The 22,811-nt window shown below is 68.2% G+C and carries 18 protein-coding genes; 11 read left to right on the forward strand and 7 right to left on the reverse strand.

Annotated features, from left to right (window positions below; translation table 11 throughout):
• Positions 1-5 precede the first annotated feature (5 nt).
• The 3 genes from JNJ68_RS12915 to JNJ68_RS12925 all read right to left on the reverse strand — a co-directional run bounded on the left by JNJ68_RS12915 (position 6) and on the right by JNJ68_RS12925 (position 2,283).
• Entirely contained in the window at positions 6-980 is a 975-nt protein-coding gene (locus JNJ68_RS12915; RefSeq protein WP_294982788.1) for an ROK family protein, read from the reverse strand.
• An 80-nt stretch (positions 981-1,060) separates the two neighbouring features.
• Positions 1,061-2,089, reverse strand: a complete 1,029-nt coding sequence (locus JNJ68_RS12920) for a substrate-binding domain-containing protein (RefSeq protein WP_294982789.1) — start codon at positions 2,087-2,089, stop codon at positions 1,061-1,063.
• Between the two features lie 68 nt (positions 2,090-2,157).
• Entirely contained in the window at positions 2,158-2,283 is a 126-nt protein-coding gene (locus tag JNJ68_RS12925) for a hypothetical protein (protein WP_294982790.1), read from the reverse strand.
• Between the two features lie 48 nt (positions 2,284-2,331).
• On the opposite strand from JNJ68_RS12925, the gene JNJ68_RS12930 reads away from it, so the two are divergent.
• The 3 genes from JNJ68_RS12930 to JNJ68_RS12940 all read left to right on the forward strand — a co-directional run bounded on the left by JNJ68_RS12930 (position 2,332) and on the right by JNJ68_RS12940 (position 5,027).
• The gene (locus tag JNJ68_RS12930) at positions 2,332-3,105 is read left to right on the forward strand and encodes a GNAT family N-acetyltransferase (protein WP_294982791.1); all 774 of its coding nucleotides are present in this window, start codon (positions 2,332-2,334) and stop codon (positions 3,103-3,105) included.
• A gap of 41 nt (positions 3,106-3,146) precedes the next feature.
• Positions 3,147-3,932: a phytanoyl-CoA dioxygenase family protein gene (locus JNJ68_RS12935; RefSeq protein ID WP_294982792.1), complete on the forward strand. Its 786-nt coding sequence runs from the start codon at positions 3,147-3,149 to the stop codon at positions 3,930-3,932.
• A gap of 102 nt (positions 3,933-4,034) precedes the next feature.
• Positions 4,035-5,027 (forward strand): tellurium resistance protein, encoded by a 993-nt coding sequence (locus JNJ68_RS12940; RefSeq protein WP_294982793.1) that lies wholly within the window; start codon positions 4,035-4,037, stop codon positions 5,025-5,027.
• A gap of 84 nt (positions 5,028-5,111) precedes the next feature.
• Here the strand turns inward: JNJ68_RS12940 and JNJ68_RS12945 are convergent, their stop codons facing one another.
• Positions 5,112-5,807, reverse strand: a complete 696-nt coding sequence (locus JNJ68_RS12945) for a type 1 glutamine amidotransferase (RefSeq protein ID WP_294982794.1) — start codon at positions 5,805-5,807, stop codon at positions 5,112-5,114.
• A gap of 132 nt (positions 5,808-5,939) precedes the next feature.
• Here JNJ68_RS12945 and guaB point away from each other — a divergent pair, with 132 nt between their 5' ends.
• From guaB to JNJ68_RS12960, 3 genes are all read left to right on the forward strand, one after another.
• Positions 5,940-7,388 carry an IMP dehydrogenase gene (gene guaB, locus JNJ68_RS12950; protein WP_294982795.1) on the forward strand — a complete coding sequence of 483 codons (1,449 nt, stop codon included), beginning with the start codon at positions 5,940-5,942 and terminating at the stop codon, positions 7,386-7,388.
• Positions 7,389-7,412: 24 nt separating this feature from the next.
• Entirely contained in the window at positions 7,413-8,558 is a 1,146-nt protein-coding gene (locus tag JNJ68_RS12955; RefSeq protein ID WP_294982796.1) for an RsmB/NOP family class I SAM-dependent RNA methyltransferase, read from the forward strand.
• Positions 8,559-8,680: 122 nt separating this feature from the next.
• Positions 8,681-10,720, forward strand: a complete 2,040-nt coding sequence (locus JNJ68_RS12960; protein WP_294982797.1) for an ATP-binding protein — start codon at positions 8,681-8,683, stop codon at positions 10,718-10,720.
• An 89-nt stretch (positions 10,721-10,809) separates the two neighbouring features.
• On the opposite strand, the gene hemB is transcribed toward JNJ68_RS12960, so the two are convergent.
• The gene (gene hemB, locus JNJ68_RS12965; RefSeq protein ID WP_294982798.1) at positions 10,810-11,808 is read right to left on the reverse strand and encodes a porphobilinogen synthase; all 999 of its coding nucleotides are present in this window, start codon (positions 11,806-11,808) and stop codon (positions 10,810-10,812) included.
• A 121-nt stretch (positions 11,809-11,929) separates the two neighbouring features.
• Between hemB and JNJ68_RS12970 the strand changes: the two genes are divergently transcribed.
• Together JNJ68_RS12970 and mfd are read left to right on the forward strand one after the other, a co-directional pair.
• Positions 11,930-12,454 carry a component of SufBCD complex gene (locus JNJ68_RS12970; protein WP_294982799.1) on the forward strand — a complete coding sequence of 175 codons (525 nt, stop codon included), beginning with the start codon at positions 11,930-11,932 and terminating at the stop codon, positions 12,452-12,454.
• A gap of 18 nt (positions 12,455-12,472) precedes the next feature.
• Positions 12,473-15,919, forward strand: coding sequence for a transcription-repair coupling factor (mfd, locus tag JNJ68_RS12975; RefSeq protein WP_294982800.1), 3,447 nt, complete (start codon positions 12,473-12,475; stop codon positions 15,917-15,919).
• Here mfd and JNJ68_RS12980 read toward each other — a convergent pair.
• Entirely contained in the window at positions 15,916-16,047 is a 132-nt protein-coding gene (locus JNJ68_RS12980; RefSeq protein WP_294982801.1) for a hypothetical protein, read from the reverse strand. The two genes, mfd and JNJ68_RS12980, sit on opposite strands and share 4 nt — an antisense overlap.
• Before the next feature lie 220 nt (positions 16,048-16,267).
• On the opposite strand from JNJ68_RS12980, the gene JNJ68_RS12985 reads away from it, so the two are divergent.
• The 3 genes from JNJ68_RS12985 to JNJ68_RS12995 all read left to right on the forward strand — a co-directional run bounded on the left by JNJ68_RS12985 (position 16,268) and on the right by JNJ68_RS12995 (position 21,924).
• Complete coding sequence (locus tag JNJ68_RS12985; RefSeq protein WP_294982802.1) at positions 16,268-17,434, forward strand: M20 aminoacylase family protein; 1,167 nt, start codon at positions 16,268-16,270, stop codon at positions 17,432-17,434.
• Entirely contained in the window at positions 17,431-17,790 is a 360-nt protein-coding gene (locus tag JNJ68_RS12990) for a DUF1304 domain-containing protein (protein WP_294982803.1), read from the forward strand. Before JNJ68_RS12985 ends, JNJ68_RS12990 begins: the two co-directional genes overlap by 4 nt.
• Positions 17,791-17,925: 135 nt before the next feature.
• The gene (locus JNJ68_RS12995) at positions 17,926-21,924 is read left to right on the forward strand and encodes a PAS domain-containing protein (protein WP_294982804.1); all 3,999 of its coding nucleotides are present in this window, start codon (positions 17,926-17,928) and stop codon (positions 21,922-21,924) included.
• A gap of 43 nt (positions 21,925-21,967) precedes the next feature.
• Here JNJ68_RS12995 and rsmA read toward each other — a convergent pair whose 3' ends face one another.
• Positions 21,968-22,807: a 16S rRNA (adenine(1518)-N(6)/adenine(1519)-N(6))-dimethyltransferase RsmA gene (rsmA, locus tag JNJ68_RS13000; RefSeq protein ID WP_294982805.1), complete on the reverse strand. Its 840-nt coding sequence runs from the start codon at positions 22,805-22,807 to the stop codon at positions 21,968-21,970.
• Between the last annotated feature and the right edge of the window lie 4 nt (positions 22,808-22,811).

A 22,811-nucleotide genomic window follows, 5' to 3' on the forward strand; every position in this document is an offset into this window, starting at 1 on the left:
AGGCTTTACGCGGCGTTGTTCAGATAGACCGCGCAGCCGGTCAGCGCGGCGTAATCGTCCTCGACCACGGTGACGGCGAAATCCTTGCGCAAGAGGTCGACGCGCCGGTCCTCGCGAAACGCAGCTTCCAGCCCGAAACGAGCGAAATGCGGGGTCATCGCCCGGGACATGCCGCCGATCAGGTAGATGCCGCCATAGGGCAGGTGGATCAGCGCCAGGTCGGAGAGCATCTGGCCGAGGATATGGACATAAAGCCGCGCGGCATGGGCGGCGGTCGCGTCGCCCGCGTCCAGCGCCGCAAGCACCTCGGCCGAGGTCAGGCTGGCCGGATGGCCTGCGGCATAGGCGGCGAAGGCGTGCAGGTTGGCCAGTCCACGACCCGCCAGCACTTCCTCGACCCCGGCATGCGGAACCTCGCCCTCGGCCTTCAGCCGGGCCTCGATGAAACGGGCCAGCTGGAAATCCTCCTCGGTCCGCACCGGCATGTTGACATGGCCGCATTCCGAGGGCGGCACGATCCGTCCCTGCGGCAGCGGGTGGACGGGGGCGGCATTCACCCCGGTGCCAAGCCCGACCACCAGCATCGCTGCCCCGGGCTTCACGGGCCCCGGCAGCACCGTCCGCAGATTCTCCGCCGGGATATGGCCAAGCGCCTGACCCTGGGCCTGGAGGTCGTTCAGGATTGCCACCCGCGCGGCGCCGGTGGCCCGGATCAGCTTCTCGCCGTCGATCACCCAGGCGAGGTTGGTCATTTCCGCCACACCGTCCTGCACCGGCCCGGCCGCCGCGACGCAGACGCCCGAGACCGAGGCCCCGGTCTGGTCCAGATAGTCGCGCAGCACCTGGGCGATGTCCTGCCCGCGCGCCTGATAGTCGGCGTTCGGGAAGCGGCGGATCGAGTCGATGCGGACATGGCGGCCCTCGGCCAGGGCGACGCGGGTGTTGGTGCCGCCGATGTCGGCAAGGATCGCAAGGGTCATGGGCCGGTTCCGTCGCTTCGGGGTCGGTTGGTGATACGGGGAAACGCCGTCCCGCACCAGAGGGATCAAAGCGCTTCGGGTCAGCCCCCGGGGGCGGGGCCGGTGGAGGCGCCCTCGACCAGCTCGGCTTCGAGCAGCTGTTCGGCAGGCTGCTGGTCGGGATTGGCGATGCGGTCGAGCAGAAGTTCGGCCACCAGCCGCCCGGCCTCGCGCACCGAAGAACGCATGGCGGTAAAGATGGGCTTGTCCTCGCCGTTCTTCATGTAGCTGAGATCGTCGTCGAAAACGATGAGCGAGACATCGCGGCCGAGCACCAGCCCGGCGCCCTCGACGGCGCGGCGGATGCCCATGCCGGAGATCATCGAGGCGGCGAGGAAGGCGGTCGGGGGCCGTGGCAGGCGCAGCATCCGTTCGGCGGCGCGGAAGCCTGCGACCTCGCTCATCTCGTCGGAGGACATGAGCGCGGGGTCGGCGGTCAGCCCGCGCGCCGCGAGCGCCTCGGCATAGCCCCGGCGGCGGCGGATGGCGAAATCCATGAATTCCAGGCCATTGACCAGCGCGATGCGGCGGTGGCCGAGGTCCAGAAGGAATTCGGTCGCGCGCAGGAAGGCGCGGCGGTTGTTCACGTCGAGCCAGGAATAGGGGAGCGTGGTCCCGGTCGCGCGGCCATGGACGACGAAGGGCAGCCCGATTTCGCGCAACAGAGGGATGCGGGGGTCGTTCTCGCGCGGGGAATGGACGATGACGCCGTCGACATTCCCTTTCACCTTCATCGCGCGGTAGGTCTGTTCCTCCTCCTCGTCGGGCACGACGGAGAGGAGCATGTCATAATCGTTGCGGCTGTAGGTCTCGCCCGCGCCGGCGATGAAATCGGCGAAGACCGGGTTCACGATCTCATGCCTTGTCGCGATGGGGATGACATGGCCCACCGCCATCGCCCGGCCCGTGGCCAGCCGGATGGCGCGGGTGTTCGGATGGTAGTTGTGTTCCTTGGCCGCCGCCATCACCCGGCTGCGGGTGGCCTCGTTCACCTCGGGGTAGCCGTTCAGCGCCCGCGACACCGTGGTCGGCGACAGGGCAAGCTTCTGGGCGAGTTCCTTGAGGTTCATGGGCAGGCAGCGCTCAATGCGGTTTGGACCGTGGGACCATAGACCGGGGTCGGGAGGGCGTCAAAGCCTTACGCAGGGAGGAGGGCGAGAAGGCCGAGCCAGAGAAGGCAAAGCGCCATGGCGAGGGCGGCAGGGACCCAGAGGGTAAGGCGCGGCTTGGGGGCCGGGGAGTTGTTGAGCGAGACGGGTTTCATGGACGGGATTAAGGACATGGAAAGCTTTCGCGGGCGTTAATCGCCGCCATGTTCGATGTCGGAGAACCCGCGGCCTTCCTGCCCTTGCAGCAAAGCGCGCCCTATGCGGCGGCGGTGGCAGCCTGCGGCGCACGGGTGCGCTGGCTGGAGGCAGGCGTGCTGGCGGTGGAACGGGGGCGTTTGCGGCTGATCTCGCGCATCGCGGGGCTGGACCGCGCGGGGCTGCGGCGGCTGGCGCTTTGGCCGGGGGTGACGCTGGTGACGCCGGAGGATGAGGTGGCCGGGTTCGGCCTCGTGCCGCTGGTCACGCCGATGCACCATGCGGTCTGGGAACTGGGCCCGGACCTGAGGGCGGGGATGGCGCGCAACTGGCGGGGGCATTTGCGGCAGGCGGATCGGGCGGGGCTGCGCGTCCGGTGCGGCGATGCGGAGACGCTGGAGGCGCTGATCCGGGCCGAGGCGGTGCAGCGGGCGGAGCGGCGCTACCGGGCGCTGCCAGGGGGGTTCACGCGGGCGCTGCCGTCCGGCGCGCTGCGGCTCTGGGAGTGGCGGCAGGCGGGTGTGATGCAGGCGGCGATGTGTTTCGTCGTGCATGGGGGATCGGCGAGCTATCACCTGGGCTGGGGCTCGGACGTGGCGCGGGCGGCGGGGGTGCATCAGCCGATGCTGGTGCGGGCGGCGGAGGACCTGTGGACCGAGGGCGTGCACTGGCTGGACCTCGGTTCGCTGGACAGCGACAGGGCACCGGGGCTGGCGCGGTTCAAGCTCGGGACCGGGGCGACGCTGAGGCGGTTGGGGGCGACCTGCCTGGTCTTGCCCTGAGCCCCGCGCCGGGTCAGGGTGGCGGGAAAGGGGAGGATGCCATGGTCACGGTGACGGAAGAGATGGTCGAGGCCTACCAGCGCGACGGGGTGGTGCTGGTCAAGGGGCTCTGGGCCGACTGGGTGGAGATGCTGCGGGCGGGCGTGGCACGGAACATGGCCAACCCGACGCACCAGATGGCGACGCTGAAACCGGGGGAGCCGGGGTATTTCTTCGACGACTACTGCAACTGGCAGAAAGTGCCGGAATTCGCGGCAGTGATCCGGCAGTCCCCGGTGGCGGAGGTGGCCGCAAAGCTGATGCGGTCGGACCGGGTGCAGATGTTCCACGATCATGTGCTGGTGAAGGAGCCGGGGACGACGAAGCCGACCCCCTGGCATACCGACGGGCCGTATTACTTCGTCGCGGGACGGCAGACGGTGAGCTTCTGGTCGCCGCTCGACCCGGTGAAGGAGGCGGCGCTGCGCTGCGTGGCGGGGTCGCATCTCTGGGCCAAGGACGTGCTGCCGACGCGGTGGATGTCGGAGACCAACTTCTATCCGGGCGAGGACGACTACATGGCGGTCCCGGACCCCGAGGCCGAGGGGATGGACATCCGGGAATGGCAGATGGAACCCGGCGATGCGGTGGCGTTCAACTTCCGCACCCTGCACGGGGCGCGGGGCAACAACGCGACGACCCGGCGGCGGGCGTTCTCCTTGCGGCTGGTGGGCGAGGATGCGCGCTATGTGGAACGACCGGGACCGACCTCGCCGCCGTTTCCGGGGCATGGGATGCAGGCGGGCGAGCGGCTTAGAGAGGACTGGTTCCCGGTGCTGCGAGAGTGAGGCGCACGCGCGCGGGCAGGTTGGCGGTTTGAGGAAGATCATGGACTTGGGTCCCGGCGTTCGCCATGGCTTACCCCTGTTCACGCCTGCCAGGAGACCTGCATGACCCTTGAGCCCCGACCGAAGCGCTATCCTCCACCGGAGTTTCCGCCGCGGCGGTCGAAGCTTTTCGCGAGGGTGCCCCCGGCGGTCTTTCCGCCGATCCTGGGCCTGCTGGGCCTTGCCGGGGCGGTGCGGCTGGCGTTGGGGCGGCTGGGCCTCGATGCCGGACCGGGGGACCTGCTGGCCGGAGTTGCCGTGGCGCTCTGGGTCTTCGCGGCAGTGGCCTATGCGGTGAAGGTGGCGCGGAGGCCGGGCGTCGTTCGGGAAGACCTGCGGGTTCTGCCGGGGCGGTCGGGGCTGGCGGCGCTGACCATGGGAGGCATGGCGGCGGCGGGGTTGGCCGGCGCCTATAGCGCACAGGCGGCGGCGGTGCTGCTGATTCTGGCGCTGGCGGCGCATGCGCTACTGGTGGTGCTTCTGGTGCAACTTCTTCTTGGCCTGCCACGCGAGGCGCGGGCGGTGAACCCGACGCTGCACCTGAGTTTCGTGGGCTTCATCGTGGCTGCCGCCCCGGCGTTGGCGCTGGGATGGGGGTGGCTGGCGGCTGCGCTCTTCTGGGCCTGCCTGCCGGTGGCGCTGGCGATCTGGGCCCTGAGCCTGCGGCAGTTCGCCCTCGCCGTGCCCCCGGCACCGCTGCGACCCCTGCTCGCGATCCATCTGGCCCCGGCGGCGCTGTTCGGCACGGTGGCGGGGCTGCTGGCGATGCCGGAACCGGGTGCAATCTTCGCGGGGCTGGGGCTCGTCTATGCGATCCTGCTGGTCGCTTCGGGCCGCTGGCTGCTGGAGGCCGGTGTGACGGCGATGTGGGGGGCCTTCACCTTTCCGCTGGCGGCATTGGCGACGGCGCTGCTGCTGACGGGCGGGGTCTGGCTCTGGCCGGGAGTGCTGCTGACGGTGGTCGCGCTGGCGGTCAACCCGGCGATCCTGTGGTGGGTGCTGAAACGCTGGCCGGGGGGCAAACTGGCGGCGGTGACGAACGCCGCTGAGGCGTGAGCCTGACCGGGCGCAACGCAGCGGATGCCGTCGGCGGGGGGCACACCCCCGGCACCCCCGTGGGATATTTGAACGAACGTGGGTTCAGATCAGCCCGACCCAGGCGCGGGCGAGGGCGAGGCCGTGTGCATCGGCCGCTGCGCCCCGCGTTGCGGCGAGCTCGGCATGGCGCTCTGGCCAGTCGGGCAGCATGCGCTGGATGGTTTCCGGGAATGTATTCGACCAGTCGCGCACGACGCTCCGGCTGGCCTCGAAATGGAATTGGGTGCCATAGGTGGCGCGACCAAGGCGGAAGGCCTGGTGCCGGGCCATGGGGCTGTGCGCCAGATGCACGGCGCCTTCGGGCAGGGTGAAAGTGTCGGAATGCCACTGGAAGATCGGGAAGGTCTCGGGCACCTGCGAAAGGACCGGATCGGCGCGACCCGCGTCGGTCAGGCTGACATCGACCCAGCCGAATTCCGGTGCGATGCCGAGATGGTTCTCGCCGCCATAGGCGCGGGCGAGGAGTTGCGAGCCGAGGCAGATGCCGAGGACCGGCCGGTCCAATGCGGTGAAATCGGCCATCAGGCGGGCGAGATCGGGCAGGTAGGGGTGGGTATGGTCGTCGACCGCCGCCTGTTCCCCGCCGAACACCACCAGCGCATCCGCATCGACCGTGGCGGGCAGAGGCTGGCCCGACCAGGGCTTGTAGACGTCGATCAGCGCCGCAGCTTCGTGCAGGGCGACGCCGACCTGGCCATGATGGGTGATGCGGGTGTTCTCGACGATGGCGACGCGCATGGGGCCTCTCTGCTTTCGGGGTAATCTGCATGCGTGGGATGCCGCTGCAAGGGGTTCATTTGCCCTTGCGCCCGCGCGCGGGGCGTGAAATGGGGAACCGCCAAACGATGCTTGCTCCCGGAGGGAAAACCCATGGAGATTCGTGAGGCTCTCACCTTTGACGACGTGCTTCTGGTGCCTGCGGCATCGAGCGTGCTGCCGTCGGATGCCGATACCTCGACCTTCGTGACGAAGGCGATCCGGATGAACATCCCGCTGCTCTCCAGCGCGATGGACACGGTGACGGAAGGGCGGATGGCGATTGCCATGGCGCAGGCGGGCGGGATCGGGGTGATCCACCGCAACCTCGACCCGGAAGCGCAGGCGCGGGAAGTCAGCCGGGTGAAGCGGTTTGAATCGGGCGTGGTCTACCAGCCGATCACCCTGACGCCGGAGCAGACGCTGGCCGATGCCAAGGCGCTGATGGAGCGCTATGCCATCACCGGCTTCCCGGTGGTGGACGCGGGCGGCCGGGTGCTGGGGATCGTGACCAACCGCGACATGCGCTTTGCCAGCGACGACAAGACGCCGGTCCGGGTGATGATGACGTCCGAGAACCTGGCGGTGCTGAAGGAGCCGGTGGACCGGGCCGAAGCGATTTCCCTTATGAAGGCGCGGCGGATCGAGAAGCTTCTGGTGACGGACGGATCGGGCAAGCTGACCGGGCTCCTGACGCTGAAGGACACCGAGAAGTCGGTGCTGAACCCGCAGGCCTGCAAGGACGAGATGGGGCGCTTGCGGGTGGCGGCGGCCTCGACCGTGGGGGATGCGGGCTTCGACCGCAGTCAGGCGCTGATCGACGCGGGCGTGGATCTGGTGGTGATCGACACCGCGCATGGCCATTCCGAGGGTGTGGCCAAGGCGGTGGAGCGGATCAAGAAGCTCTCGAACCGGGTGCAGGTGGTGGCGGGGAACGTCGCCACGGCCGAGGCGACGCGGGCGCTGATCGGGGCGGGCGCGGATGCGGTGAAGGTGGGGATCGGGCCGGGCAGCATCTGCACGACGCGGATCGTCGCGGGCGTGGGCGTGCCGCAGCTGACGGCGATCATGGACGCCGCGCGGGCGGCAGGGGATGTGCCGGTGATTGCGGACGGGGGCATCAAGTATTCGGGCGACTTCGCCAAGGCGATCGCAGCGGGGGCCTCCTGCGCAATGGTGGGCAGCGCCATTGCCGGGACGGACGAGTCTCCGGGCGAGGTGATCCTGTGGCAGGGACGGTCGTTCAAGGCCTATCGCGGAATGGGGTCGCTCGGCGCGATGGCGCGGGGGTCGGCGGACCGCTATTTCCAGAAGGACGCGGCGTCCGACAAGCTGGTGCCGGAGGGGATCGAGGGGCAGGTGCCCTACAAGGGATCGGCGGCGGCGGTCATTCACCAGATGGTCGGCGGCCTGCGGGCAGCAATGGGCTATACCGGCTGCGCGACGGTGGCCGAGATGCGGACGCGCTGCCAGTTCGTGCGGATCACCGGGGCGGGCTTGAAGGAAAGCCATGTCCATGACGTGCAGATCACCCGGGAAAGTCCGAATTACCGCGTCGGCTGACCGCGGCTTCCGCGCGAGGACGCGATGACACCTTCGGCAAGATGTGCGGCGGCGATTACGGTTCTCGACCGGATTCTGGCGGGCGAGCCGGCGGAGAAGGCATTGACCAACTGGGGCCGGGCCAACCGCTTTGCCGGGTCGGGCGATCGGGCGGCGGTGCGCGACATCGTGTTCGACGCGCTGCGCCAGCGGCATTCGGCGGCGGTGCTGGGGGGCGGCCCGACGGGTCGCGGGCTGGTGCTGGGCCTCTGCCGTGCGGCGGGGCAGGAGGCGCTGTTTTCGGGCGAGGGCCATGCCCCCGTGCCGCCGGGACCGGATGAGGCAGGGCGCGAGCCTTTGGCGGAAGAGCGGCTGGATCTGCCAGACTGGCTGTTGCCGGAACTGCGCGAAAGCCTGGGCGCCGATCTTGAGCCGGTGGCCGCCGCGCTCCGGCTGCGGGCGCCGGTCTTCCTGCGGGTGAACCTGCGCCAGGGCGGCGTGGCCGATGCGGTGGCGGCGCTGGCGGCGGACGGGATCAAGGTGCAGCCGCATCCGCTGGCGGCGACCGCGCTGGAAGTGGTGGAGAACGCGCGGCGGGTGCAGACCTCGGCCGCCTATCTGTCGGGGCTGGTCGAGATGCAGGACGCGTCCTCGCAGGCGGTGGTCGAGGCGCTGCCGCTGGCCGACGGGATGCGGGTGCTCGACCATTGCGCGGGCGGGGGCGGCAAGACGCTGGCGATGGCGGCGCGGGCGAAGCTGCGGCTTATTGCCCATGATGCGGCGCTCCGGCGGATGGCCGACCTGCCCGCGCGGGCGAAACGGGCGGGGGTGAAGGTCACGCTGACCGAGGCCCCCGAGGCCGCTCAGCCCTATGATCTGGTGCTGGTCGACGCGCCCTGTTCGGGTTCGGGAAGCTGGCGCCGCGACCCCGGCGGCAAATGGCGGCTCACGCCGGAAACCCTTGCCGACATTGAGAAAACCCAGGCCGCTATCCTGGATCGCACCGCCCCGATGCTGGGGAAGGGCGGCGTCCTGGCCTATGCCACCTGCTCGCTTCTGAGGCGCGAAAACGGCGACCAGACCCGCGCCTTCCTGGCCCGCCATCCGGGCTGGACCCTCGGCTCCGAGTTGCGCCTGACGCCGCTCCAGGGCGGCGATGGCTTCTATCTTGCAATCCTGCGGAGAGTCTGACTTCTGTCGATCAACCTTGACCCGCCGCCAAACCCGTTGATCCGTTAATCTATGATTAACCGCTTGCGGCCATGGTCGACCGGGGTCGCAGATGGAAGGGAGACGCGCTCTTGACGGGTCGGATGGAGCTGCATCGCGGCGGGCGGGAGGGGATTCTGACCCTGTTGGTCGCCGGTCTTGGCCTGATTGCAGCCTGGGCGCTGGTCTGGCGCGATGGCGGGCCGCTCCTGGCCTTCGTCGGGCTCGTGCTGGTGATGCTGGCTCTGGCGCTGGCGGCGCGCGCGCATTTTGCCCGGCAACGCGAGGAACGGGCGGGACTCCAGGCCTTCCTGCTGATGGCCGACGACCCGGCGGCCTGTTTCATGACCGATGCGGCGGGCCATGTGATCCTGCGCAATCTCGCCGCTGAATCGCGTTTCGGGACCGGGATCCGCTCGCTCCATGACGCGCTTGGCGGCCATGTGCTGCATCCGGCCGAACTGCTCTTGCGGTTGCAAGGCGCCGCCGATGCCGCAGGCGCCGCCTGCGAGGATGTTCCGGGCCATGGCCAGGTCCTGCGGCTGACCGTCCATCGTGCCGGACGCGACAACTATTTCTGGCGCGCGGACGAGATCGCACTGCCGAAGGACGGTCCCGTCATTGCCGACCGGGTCGACCGCCCGCCAGCGGTCGCCGTCGGCTCCGACCTCGAGGAGGTGCCGGTCGCGATCATGACCTTCGGCCCGGACGGGGTGATGCGGATCGCCAACCATGCCGCGCGCGAGCTGATGTGGCGCGGTGACATCCGCGCGGCGATGTTCCACGATCTGTTCGAGGGGCTGGGCCGTCCCGTCTCGGAATGGCTGGCCGATGTGGTGGCGGGCCGCCATCCCGGCGGCTCCGAGGTGCTGCGGGTGCGCGGCGAGGAGGAGCGTTTCCTCCAGATCACGCTGCGCCGCCATGTCGAGAGCGGGCGTCCGGGGGCGCTGGCGATCCTGAACGACGCGACGCGGCTGAAGACGATGGAGGCGCAGTTCGCGCAAAGCCAGAAGATGCAGGCGATCGGCCAGCTGGCGGGCGGGATCGCACATGATTTCAACAATCTCCTGACCGCGATCTCGGGCCATTGCGACCTTCTCCTGCTGCGCCACGGCCGCGAGGACAGCGATTTCGCCGATCTGGAGCAGATCCGGCAGAACGCGAACCGGGCGGCCTCGCTGGTGGGCCAGCTCCTCGCCTTCTCGCGCAAGCAGACACTGAACCCCGAGGTGCTGGACCCGGAGGATGTGCTGGCCGACCTGACCCATCTTCTGAATCGGCTGATGGTCGACAAGGTGGACCTGGTGCTTGCCCATCTGGGGCGCGAGGCCGGGCGGAGGCTGGGTCATATCCGCGCCGACAAGCGGCAGGTCGAGCAGGTGCTGATCAACCTGGTCGTCAACGCGCGCGACGCGATGCCCGAAGGCGGCGACATCAGGATCGAGACCGAGCCGGTCACCCTGGCGGAGGACCTGAAACGGGACCGGGCGACGGTGCCAGCGGGCGACTATACGGTGATCCGGGTGGTGGACCACGGCATCGGCATCCCGGACCACCAGCTGCGGCAGATCTTCGAGCCTTTCTTCACCACCAAGCGGGTGGGCGAGGGCACCGGACTGGGCCTGTCGATGGCCTATGGCATCGTCAAGCAGTCTGGGGGCTTCATCTTCGTCGATTCGATGGTGGGGCAGGGGACGACCTTCTCGCTCTACTTCCCGGTCTTCGAGGGTTTGGACCAGGCGCCGGTTGCGGAACCGAAACGGGTCGCGGCGAAGCAGGGCGAGGGTGTGATCCTGCTGGTCGAGGACGAGGCCTCGGTCCGCGCCTTCGCCAGCCGGGCGCTGTCCCTGCGCGGCTATACCGTGCTTGAAGCCGCGACCGCCGAGGAAGCGCTGGCGAAGCTGGAGGACCGCTCGCTCCACGTCGATCTGTTCGTCACCGATGTGGTCATGCCGGGGATGGACGGCCCGGCCTGGGTGCGCCGCGCGCATCTGGAACGGCCGGGGGTCAAGGTGGTCTTCATGTCGGGCTATGCCGAGGACGGCCTCGCCGAGGATCAGGCGCGGGTGCCGAATTCGGTCTTCCTGCCGAAACCCTTCTCGCTGAACGACCTGACCAGTACGGTGCAGGGTCTGTTGAGTTGAAACCTGCGGACAGGGGAGCGTAAAACTTTTCGAAAAGTTTTGGCAAATTCCTTCGAAGGAAATTGGCCCCAGGCTGGAACCGTTGCGTGCTATCCCCGCAAAAGCTTCGCCACCGCCGGCGCGAAATAAGTGAGGATTCCGTCGCAGCCGGCGCGCTTGAAGGCCATCAGGCTTTCGACCATCGCCTTCTCGCCGTCGATCCAGCCGTTCCGAGCCGCCGCCTGGATCATCGCGTATTCTCCCGAGACCTGGTAGGCGAAGGTGGGCGCACCGAACGCCTGTTTCACCCGATGGCAGATGTCGAGATAGGGCATCCCCGGTTTGACCATGACCATGTCGGCGCCCTCGGCCAGATCGCGCGCCACCAGCCGGATCGCCTCGTCGCTGTTCGCCGGATTCATCTGGTAGGTCTTCTTGTCGCCCTTCAGCGCCCCCGTCGCCCCCACCGCATCGCGGAACGGGCCGTAGAAGGCGCTGGCGTATTTCGCGGCATAGCTGAGGATCGCCACATCCCTGTGGCCTGCGGCTTCCAGCGCCGCCCGCATCGCGCCGATCCTGCCGTCCATCATGTCCGACGGCCCGAGGATATCCGCACCCGCCTCGGCCTGGGCCAGCGCCATCCTGACCAGCGCTTCTACCGTCTCGTCGTTCAGGATCACCCCGTCCACCACCAGCCCGTCATGGCCATGCGCATTGTAGGGGTCGAGCGCGACGTCGGTCATCACCGCTATGTCGGGCACCTTGGTCTTGATCGCCCGGATCGCCCGGTTGGTCAGGTTCTCCGGGTTCCAGGCCTCGCGGCAGTCGGCGGTCTTCAGGGACGGATCGGTGTAGGGAAACAGACAGATCGCGGGAATGCCGAGATCGCGCGCCTCGGCCGCCGCCCCGGCGATGAGGTCAAGCGAAAGCCGCTCCACCCCCGGCATCGAGGCGACCGGCTGGCGCTGGTTCACCCCGTCGCACAGGAAGACCGGCCAGATCAGGTCGCCCGTGGTCAGCGTATTCTCCTGCACCAGCGCGCGCAGGGCGCCGGTGCGGCGCAGACGGCGGAAGCGCGTCGCAGGATGGGGGGCTTGGACGGGATGCATGGGCTGGCTCCTTCCTTGCCGCAAAAGCAGGGACTTGCGGCTTCGGCTTCTGCCTGCCATGGAAAGAGCACGGCCTCAAGTCATCTCGGGCCGCAGCAGCCCCTGTAGGAGACGGCGCAAGGTGGATGTCCTCGATACGGCGCTGGAAGTGATCGACCTGAGGTCGTTTTCCAACCTTTGGTACTGGATCGCGCTGGCGACACTCTGGTCCTCGGTCAGCCATTGGGTGCTGGGCGTGCCGCATGACATGATCCAGCGCGCCCGACGCGAGGGCGGCCAGGTGCAGACCGATGTCGAAGACCTGGTGCGGATCAACATCAACCGGCTCCTTCACGTCATCGACAGCGGCGCCTGGATTCTGGTCGGCCTCGCGGCCTTCTGGCTGACCTCGCTGATCCTCCTGGGCTTCTGGTATGACATCGAATTCGCCCAGGCGGTCTTCCTCCTTCTTGCGCCGATGATGCTGGTCGTCTGGTTCAGCGTCCGCGCCAGCCGCCGGATCGTCGCCGAGGGCGACAGTGGCGAGGCACTCTTCCGTCGCCTGACCGTGCATCGCCGGATCGTGCAGGTGATCGGCATGTTGTCGATCACCGTCACCGCCTTCTACGGAACCTGGCAGAACATCAACGTCTCGATCCTGAACTGACCGGGTCGCGCGGGGAACATGACAGCCGAACGCATCTTGATGGGCGGTGCGCCCGAAGGCTTCGACGCCCGGATCCTCGTCCGCGAGGTCGGTCAAGGTCGGGCGGTCGTCCATATCGCGCGCGACGACAAGCGGGCCGAGGCGATGCGCGCGGCGTTGGCGGTGATGGCGCCCGAAGTCGCGGTGCTGGATTTCCCGGCCTGGGACTGCCTGCCCTACGACCGCGTCAGTCCAAACCCCGAGATCTCCGCGCGGCGGATGGCGACGCTGGCGCTGCTGGCCGACGGGCTGCCGGGACCTTTCGTCCTGCTGACGACGCTGAACGCGGCGACGCAGAAGGTTCCGACGCGCGACGTCGTGCGGGCGGCCTCGTTCCGTGCCATTGTGGGCGAGCGGGTGGATGAGGCGCGGCTGAAGGGCTTCCTCGCGAGGATGGGCTTCACCCCCGTCTCCACCGTGGCCGAGCCGGGGGATTATGCCCTGCGCGGCGGGATTGTCGACATCTTCCCGCCGGGGCCGGGCGGGCCGATCCGGCTGGATTTCTTCGGCGACGTGCTGGACGGGGCGCGGCGCTTCGATGCGGAAACCCAAAGGACCGTCGAGAAGTTGAAAAGCGTCGACTTTTCCGCGGTTTCCGAGGTGATCCTTGATGAGGCCGCGATCGCGCGGTTCCGGCAGAACTATCGTATTGCCTTCGGCGCGGCGGGAACGGACGATCCCCTGTACGAAGCCGTCAGCGCGGGGCGCAAGCACCAGGGGATGGAGCATTGGCTGCCCTTCTTCCATGAACGGCTGGAGACCCTGTTCGACTATCTGCCCGATGCCTCGGTCGTGCTGGACGATCAGGTGACCCCGGCGCGGCTGGCGCGGTGGGAGGGCATAGAAGACAGCTACGACGCCCGCCATGAGGCGATGGGGGCCAAGGGGCGGATCGACACGGTCTACAAGCCGGTCCCGGCCGGGGAGCTGTATCTGGACGATACCGCCTGGGAGACAGCGCTGGCGGGGCATCGCGTGGTGCAGCTCTCTCCCCTGCCGCAAAGCCCGGGGCCGGGGGTACTGGACGCGGGCGCGCGGGCGGGCCGCAACTTCGCGCCGGAACGTCAGCAGGAGAAGATCAATCTTTTCGGTGCCTTGGCGGAGCATGTTCAAGTGCTGGCGAACGCGGGGCAGGTGGTCATCGCCAGCTGGTCCGAAGGCGCGCGCGAACGGTTGAAGGGGCTGCTCGCCGACAACGGCCTGACCGGCGCGCGCGAGATCGCCGATTTCCGCGACCTGCCCGAGGGGAAGGGCGGGCTATTCCTTGTCGTCTGGCCCTTGGAGGCGGGGTTCGTGGCGCCGGGGCTGGCGGTCATCTCCGAGCAGGACGTTCTGGGCGAGCGGCTGACGGCGAAACCTCGCCGCAAGCGCAAGGCCGACAACTTCCTGCGCGAGGTCGACACACTGTCACCGGGCGATCTGGTGGTGCATGTCGAGCATGGCGTCGGGCGCTATCTGGGGATCGAGACGATCACCGCACTCGGCGCGCCCCATGCCTGCGTGATGCTGGAATATGCCGAGAATGCAAAGCTTTACCTGCCGGTGGAGAACATTGAACTCCTCAGCCGTTACGGGCATGAGGAGGGGCTCTTGGACCGCCTTGGCGGCGGGGCTTGGCAGGCGAAGAAGGCCAGGCTCAAGGAGCGGATCAAGGAGATCGCCGACCGGCTGATGCGGGTCGCGGCCGAACGCGCGCTGCGCCACGCGCCGATCCTGGAAGCGCCGCATTCGATCTGGGAGGCTTTCGCGGCGCGCTTCCCTTATCAGGAGACCGACGACCAGCTGGCGGCGATTGCCGATGTGGTGGCGGATCTGGAAAAGGGCAGTCCGATGGACCGGCTGGTGGTCGGCGACGTCGGCTTCGGCAAGACCGAGGTGGCGATGCGGGCAGCTTTCGTCGCGGCGCTGTCGGGGATGCAAGTGGCGGTGATCTGCCCGACCACGCTGCTGGCCCGGCAGCACTACCGCAGCTTCACCGAGCGCTTCCGGGGCTTCCCGATTTCCGTCCGCCCCCTGTCGCGTTTTGTTTCCACCAAGGATGCCAATGCCACGCGGGCGGCGATGGCGGACGGGTCGGTGGACATCGTGGTCGGGACCCATGCCCTGCTGGCCAAAGGGGTGACGTTCAAGAAACTCGGCCTCCTCATCATCGACGAGGAACAGCATTTCGGCGTTTCCCACAAGGAGCGGCTGAAGGAAATGCGCTCGGAAGTGCATGTTCTGACCCTGACCGCGACGCCGATCCCCCGGACGCTGCAACTCTCCCTCACCGGCGTGCGCGACCTGTCGATCATCGCCACCCCCCCGGTCGACCGGCTGGCGATCCGCACCTATGTTTCCGAATTCGACACGATCACGATCCGCGAGGCGATCCTGCGCGAACGCTATCGAGGCGGGCAAAGCTTCTATGTCGTGCCCCGCATCGCCGACCTGCCCGATATCGAGGATTTCCTGAAGACCCATGTGCCCGAAGCCAGCTACGTCATCGCGCATGGCCAGCTGGCGGCGGGCGACCTGGATGACCGGATGAACCAGTTCTACGACGGCAAGTATGACGTGCTGCTGGCCACGACCATTGTTGAAAGCGGGCTGGATATTCCCACGGCCAACACCATGATTGTCCACCGGGCGGATATGTTCGGCCTCAGCCAGCTGTATCAGATCCGGGGCCGGGTGGGCCGGTCGAAGACGCGGGCCTATTGCTACCTGACGACCAAGCCCCGGGCGCCGCTGACGCCGCAGGCGACCAAGCGGCTGCGGCTTCTCGGCAGCCTCGACAGCCTTGGCGCGGGGTTCAATCTCGCCAGCCACGACCTCGACCTGCGGGGGGCGGGGAACCTGCTGGGCGAGGAGCAGTCGGGGCACATCAACGAAGTCGGCTACGAACTGTACCAGCACATGCTGGAGGAGACGATCGCCAAGATCAAATCCGGCGAGTTGCAGGGGCTTTCGGCCATCGACGATGACTGGTCGCCGCAGCTGAACCTCGGCGTGCCGGTGATGATCCCGGAAAGCTACATTCCCGACCTGGACATCCGGCTGGGACTCTACCGGCGGCTCTCCAGCCTGACGACGAAGGTGGAGCTGGAGGGTTTCGCCGCCGAGCTGATCGACAGGTTCGGGCCGCTGCCGAAGGAAGTGAACACGCTGATGCTGATCGTCCGGATCAAGGCGATGGCGAAGCGGGCGGGGATCTCGCGGCTGGACGCCGGGCCGAAAGGCGCCACGATCCAGTTCCACAACGACAAGTTCGCCAATCCCGCAGGTCTGGTGGATTTCCTGAAGGCGCAGGGCCCCGCGGCGCGGGTGCATGGCAACAGGATCGTGCTGACCGGCGAGATGAAGACCGAGGCCGACCGGATCAAGGGCGCGTTCAACATCGCACGCGACCTGGCCGAAGTGGTGAAGGCCGGGAAAAAGCCCTAGATCGAGGCCCAGTCCTTGAAGATCGGCTGGCCCTGCTGCGGGGTGGGTCCGCCCGCCTGCTGGCCCTGCTGCTGCGGGCTCGGGGTCGAGCTGCCGCCTTGCTGCGGTTTGCCGGGTTTGCTGGCCATCTGACTGCTCCGTTCGCTGGCTCTTTTTCCCATCTTGCGCGGCTCTCTGGCCGCAACAAGCCGGGTTCATGACGATTTTGCGACGATATGGCGAAAACGTGCGACATCGGCAACAGGTCTTTGATCACATTCCGGTTTTCCTGACCCCCTCCAGGGCCTGAGCCGGGGGCTTGCCGTTTCCCGGCAACAGGTTCACCCTGCCTGCCAAAGGAGACAACCCATGCCCGTCAAGAACCGTTTCGCCGAGCTTCTGCCCGAGATCACCGCCTGGCGCCGCGATTTCCACCAGCACCCCGAACTGCTGTTCGACGTCCACCGCACGGCCGGAAAGGTCGCCGACCTCTGCCGGAGCTTCGGCTGCGACGAGGTGGTGGAGGGCATCGGTCGCACCGGGGTCGTCGCGGTGATCAAGGGGCGCAGCGACAACAAGGGCCGGGTCATCGGCCTCCGCGCCGACATGGACGCGCTGCCGATCATCGAACAGACCGGCGTGCCCTATGCCTCGCAAACGCCCGGCAAGATGCATGCCTGCGGCCATGACGGCCATACCGCGATGCTTCTGGGCGCGGCGAAGTACCTGGCCGAGACGCGCAATTTCGACGGCACCGTCGTCTGCATCTTCCAGCCCGCCGAAGAGGGCGGCGGCGGGGGCCGCGAGATGGTGAAGGACGGGATGCTGTCGCGCTGGGGCGTGCAGGAGGTCTACGGGATGCACAACATGCCCGGCATCCCGGTCGGCCATTTCGCCATCCGCCCCGGCGCGATGATGGCCGCCGCCGACCAGTTCGAGATCGTGGTGACGGGGAAGGGCGGCCATGCCGCCAAGCCGCATGACTGCGTCGATACCACCGTGGTCAGCGCCCATATCATCGTGGCCTTGCAGACCATCGCCAGCCGCAATGTCGACCCGCTGAAGCAGGTTGTCGTCAGCGTCTGCACGGTCGAGACCGATTCCACGGCGCACAATGTCATTCCCCAGGTGGTGAAGATGAAGGGCACCGTGCGCACCATGGACCCCAAGGTGCAGGATTTCGTCGAGGCTCGCATCGGCCAGATCGTCGAGGGCACTGCGCTGGCGCTCGGCGCGCGGGCCGAGGTCCACTACCAGCGCGGCTATCCTGTCACCATCAACACGCCGGAGAACACCGATTTCGCCGCAGAGGTGGCGCGCAAGGTTTCGGGCCATGTCGACACCGACACCCCGCCCCTGATGGGGGCCGAGGATTTCAGCTTCATGCTGAACGAACGCCCCGGCGCCTATATCTTCATGGGCAACGGCGATACCGCGATGGTGCACCATCCGGCCTACAACTTCGACGATGCGGCAATCCCCTTCGGCTCCAGCTGGTATGCCGAGATGGCGGAAACCCGGATGCCCGCCGCATGATCGGCGCGGCGCTCGTCGGGCTGGTGGCGCTGATCCATCTGGCGATCCTGATCATGGAGATGGTCCTGTGGGAAACCCCGCAGGTCCGCCGCATCTTCGGGGTCACGCCCGAGTTCGCGGCCAATACCCGGGTGCTGGCCGCCAACCAGGGGCTCTACAACGGCTTCCTTGCCGCGGGGCTGATCCTGGCGCTCGTCCGCGGCCTGCCCGGGCCGGGGGCAGAGCTGGCGCAGTTCATCCTCGCCTGCGTGATCGTCGCCGGGCTTTACGGCGCGGCGACGGCGGCGCGGCGCATCCTCTATGTCCAGGCCCTGCCGGCGGCACTGGCCCTGGTCGCCCTCCTGACCGGATTCTGACGGCAGGGGCCCGCCAGCCCCGCCTCGCCCGCTTTGCCGGGCTTTCCGACTGTGGCCCCGCCTGGACGGACGAGACAAGCCCGCTTGCGGGATATCGGCTTCTGACCGATACTTGCGCCAATAAATCGAGGAACGATGGGACACGCAGGTCAGCCCGATACTGTGACCGCTCAGTCTGTGCGGGCCGAGTTCCGCGTGGTCGAGCTGATGAACCGGCTGCTCGACGTCACCCCGGGCACCATCGACAGCGAGATCGAGGCCGTGCTGGAGACAGTGGGCCAGACCTATGGCTTCGACCGCACCTTCCTTTTCCGCTATGCGCCGCAGTCGGGCTACCGCAACACGCATGAATGGGTGGCGCCGGGCGTGGCACCGCTGAAACCGGCGATGCAGGCCGAAGCGCCGGTGGTCCGTCCCGACTGGCACCAGGCCTTCCTGACGGGCCGCATCGTCGCGGTGCATGACCGCGAGGCGCTGCCGCCCGGCTCGCCCGAGCGGCGCTTCCTGACCGAGATCGGTGTCCATTCCACGCTGATGGTGCCGCTCTGCGACGGCGACCGCCTGTTCGGCGTGATCGGTTTCGACTGCGGCCGCCATGATCGGCAGTGGGCGCAGGACGCGGTGTTCCTGCTGACTTCGATCGGGCGGGCGGTCTCGTCGGTGCTTTTGCGCGTCGAGGCCGCCCGGGCCGAGGCCGCCTCGCGCCGCCATCTGCAAGCCACGCTCGACGCGCTGCCGGACCTGGTGATCGAACTTTCGCCCGAGGGGCGGATCATCGCCTGCCATTCCGACAAGCTGCCCTGGCTGGCGGGCCTTGTGCGCGGAGGGCTCGGTCGCCCGGCAGCGGAAATCCTGCCGGAACCGCTGGCGAGCGTTCTGGACGAGATGGTGGCCGCGCCGCCCTCGGGCCATGCGGCGCTGACCCGGCGGGTCGGGCTGCCGACCCTGGTCGCGCCGCACCGCTACGAGGTCTCGGTCGCCCGGCTTGCACCGGGACGAGAGGGTGGGAACGCCAACCTGATCGCCGTGATCCGCGACATCGCCGCCTCGGACCGCTCCAGCGAGATGACCTCGTTTCGCGAGGGCCAGTTCACCGCCTTCTTCGAGATGTGCCCGCATCCGATCCTGGTCAACGATTTCACCACCGGCGAGATCGTCGACGTCAACCGTGCCTTCAAGCATCTCTTCGGGATCGACCCCCAGGTCGATGTGTCGATCCGGATCCGCCAGATCCTGCCCACCGACAGCCCCTGGATGCTGGAAGCCGCGATCGCGGCACTGAAGCGGTCTCAAAGCTACGGGCCGGTCGAGGCGCAGTTCCGAGCCAAGGACGGCACCGATTTTCCCGCTGTCGTGCGCTGCTTCGTCAGCACCGATCCGAACGGACGGCGCCTCGTCTGGTCGCTGATCGAGAACATCACCGCCATCCGGGCCAAGGAGGCCGCGCTCAAGGTCGAAAGCGACCGGCTGGAGGCGACCCGGGCGCGGTTCCTCGCCGCCATCGAGGCGCTGGACGACGGCTTTGCCGTCTTCGACGCCGAAGACCGGCTTGTGCTGTGGAACGCGCCCTATGTCCGCGTCTTCTCTCGGATCGCCGATCAGATCCGGGAAGGCGCGCTTTATGACGATCTTTTGCGCGCCGCCATCGCCCAGGGTGTCTTCGGCTCTGACGGCGACCGCGACGACGCCAACCTCCAGCGTCGTCTCGACCGCCCGCTGACCGAGGTCTGGGACAACGAGGACAAGCTGGCCGACGGTCGGCTGATCTGGGTCCGCGAACGCGCCACCCCTTCGCGTGAGACGGTGGGGCTTTACGAGGATGTCACTGCCCGCCGCCTCGCCGACCGCCGTTTGCAACAGGTGGTCGAGGGTGGCGGCATCGCTGTCTGGGACTGGGATTCCGAACATGGATTCTCGACGATCAACGATTGCTGGGAAACCATGCTCGGCTTCGGCGGCTCTCCCGCGCTGGACGGGTTGATCGATCTCGTCCACCCCGAGGACCGCATGGCCGTGCTGGAAGCGCAGTGGAAGCTCTTCCTGCACGGCGGCGAGGAGTTCGGCCTGCGCTGCCGGATGCGCCACGGTTCGGGCAAATGGGTCTGGCTGATGACCCGAGGCCATGTCGCGCTCCGCTGGGCCGACGGCAGCCCGCGCCGGATTTCCGGGATCACGCTCGATGTCTCGGTCCAGGCCGAGGCGGAAGAGCGGCTGCGCCGGGTGATCGACGGCACACAGGTCGGCACCTGGGAACATGATATGCAAAGCGGCGTTACCATCGTCAGCGACCGCTGGGCCGAGATTCTCGGCTACCGGGCGGTAGAGCTGAATCCGATGCCGCTCGATGGCTGGCTCGGGATGCTGCACCCCGACGACGCCCTCGCGCTCATCGCCCATGAGCGCGAGGCTTTCGGCTCCGGCCAGTGGCAGGTCGAGCACGAGGTCCGACTGCGCCACCGCGACGGGCACTGGGTCTGGGTGCTGACGCGGGCCCAGGTGGCCGAATGGGACGAAACGGGCCGTCCGGTGAAGACCAGCGGCATCAACCTCGACATCTCCACCGCGAAGGCGCTGGAATCCGCGCTTGCCCGCGAACGCGATACGCTGGCGCGGGTGATGGAAAGCTCGGTTTCCGGCATCGTCGTCGTGGACGAGCGCGGCGGCGTGGTCTTCGCCAATGCCGCCGCCGAGCGGGTGCTGGGCCGCAAGGTTTCGGCGGGCGATCGGCTGCTGAAGCTCTTCGGCGCCGCCGAGGTCATCGACCTTGCCGGAAACCGCGTCGCGCCCGAGGCCCTGCCGGTGGCGCGCGCGCTGGCGGGCGAACCGGGGATGCACGCCCTGCGACACGAGATCTACTGGCCTGGCGGCGAACGCCGCGCCGTCGCCGTCACCTCGGCCCGCCTGACCGCCCCCGGCATCGACCTTGCCGTGGTCTGCACGTTCACCGACATCACCGACGAGGTGCAGAACGAAGCGCGCCTGCGCGCCGCCATGACCGCAGCCGAGACCGCCAACCGGGCGAAGTCGGACTTCCTCGCCGCGATGAGCCATGAAATACGCACGCCGCTGAACGGTGTGCTCGGCATGGCCACCGTGCTGGCCGGGCGCCTGTCCGATCCGAAGGAACAGGCGATGGTCCGCGTCATCCGCGATTCGGGCGAACATCTCCTCGGCCTGATCAACGACATCCTCGACCTCGCCAAGATCGAGGCGGGGCACATGGTCCTGACGCCGGGCCCGATCCGCCTGCCGGAGATTCTGGCCCGCGTCGCCTCGCTGCACCAGGTTGCCGCCAGCGACAGGGGTGTGCAACTGGTCACCCGCTGCCTCGGCGCCGCCCCGAACGAGTTGCGCCATGGCGACAAGACGCGGCTGATCCAGATCCTGCACAACCTGGTCGGCAATTCGCTGAAGTTCACCGACGAAGGCAGCGTCACCGTCGAGATCGACTGCTCGGCGCCGGACCGGATCGTCATCACCGTGCGCGATACCGGCATCGGCATGTCCGAGGCCGAGATCGCGCTGGCCTTCGACGAATTCACCCAGGGCACCGGCGGGTCGCGGCGCAGCCATGTCGGCACCGGGCTTGGCCTGCCGATCGTGCGGCGGCTGGCGCGGCTGATGCGGGGCGATGTCACGCTGACCTCGGTGCAGGGGCAGGGCGTCACCGCGCGGGCCGAGCTGATGGTCCCCGTCCTCGCGCGCCGGTCCGATGCGGAAAGCGGGGCCGTCATGGCGCGGTTGCCCGCGATGCGGATTCTGGCCGCCGAGGACAATGCGACCAACCGCATCATCCTGCACAGCATGCTCCAGGCGCTCGGCGTGGAGCCGGAGATCGTCTCGGATGGCGAGACGGCGCTGCGCCGCTACCGCGCCGAGCGGTTCGATGCCGTGCTGCTCGACATCGCCATGCCGGGAATGGACGGGTTGCAGACCCTCGACGCTTTGATCCGGCTGGCGGCCTCGCTCGGGCTGCCGCCGCCGCGTGCGGTGGCGGTCACCGCCAACGTGATGACCCATCAGGTCGACGACTATCTCGACGGCGGCTTCACCGCGATCGTCGCCAAGCCGATCCGGATGGAGATGCTGGGGCAGGCGCTCTGGCAATGCCTGGACCGCCCGCTCCCGGCCTGACGAGTTTCAGGCGGGATGCAGGGCAGGGCGCGCCCGCCGGGCCTCAGCCCGCAACCGCCCGCGCCAGCGCGCAGAAGCGTTCCAGCCCGATCTCCTCGGCCCGCGCGGTGGGCGGGATGCCGACGCCCTCCAGCACCGCCTCGATATCCGGGCGCAGGCCCTTCAGGCTCGCCCGCAGCATCTTGCGGCGCTGGTTGAAGGCCATCGCGGTTATGCGCTGCAACAGCTTGAAGTCGCAGGGATATCGCGGGGCGGGCAGGGCGGTCAGCTGCACTACCGCCGAATGCACCTTCGGTGCCGGGGTGAAGGCCTCGGGCGGCAGGGTCATCACGATCCGCGCCTCGCAGCGGTATTGCGCCAGAAGGGCGAGGCGCCCGTAATGCTCTGTTCGCGGTTTCGCAACAATCCGCTCGGCCACTTCCTTCTGGAACATCAGCGTCAAGGATGACCAGAGCGGCGGCCAGACCTCGGGCGTGAGCCAGCGGATCAGAAGTTCGGTGCCCACGTTGTAGGGCAGGTTGGCCACGATCTTCACCGGCGGGGTCAGATGCGCGGCAAGGTCCAATTCCAGCGCGTCGCCGTGCAGCACCTCAAGCCGCCCCGGACAGGCCGCCGCGATCTCGGCCAAAGCGGGCAGGGCGCGCGCATCCTTCTCCACCGCCACCACCCGCCGCGCGCCCTCGGCCAGAAGCCCCCGCGTCAGCCCCCCCGGACCCGGGCCCACCTCCAGCACGTCGCAGGCCGAAAGGTCGCCCGCCGCCCGCGCGATCTTGGCGGTCAGGTTCAGGTCCAGGAGGAAGTTCTGCCCCAGCTGCTTCCTCGCCACCAGCTCATGCGCCCGGATCACCTCGCGCAGCGGCGGCAGTCCGTCTATCGTTCCCAAGAAC

This window comes from Tabrizicola sp., from assembly GCF_016793705.1.
Taxonomy (GTDB): domain Bacteria; phylum Pseudomonadota; class Alphaproteobacteria; order Rhodobacterales; family Rhodobacteraceae; genus Tabrizicola.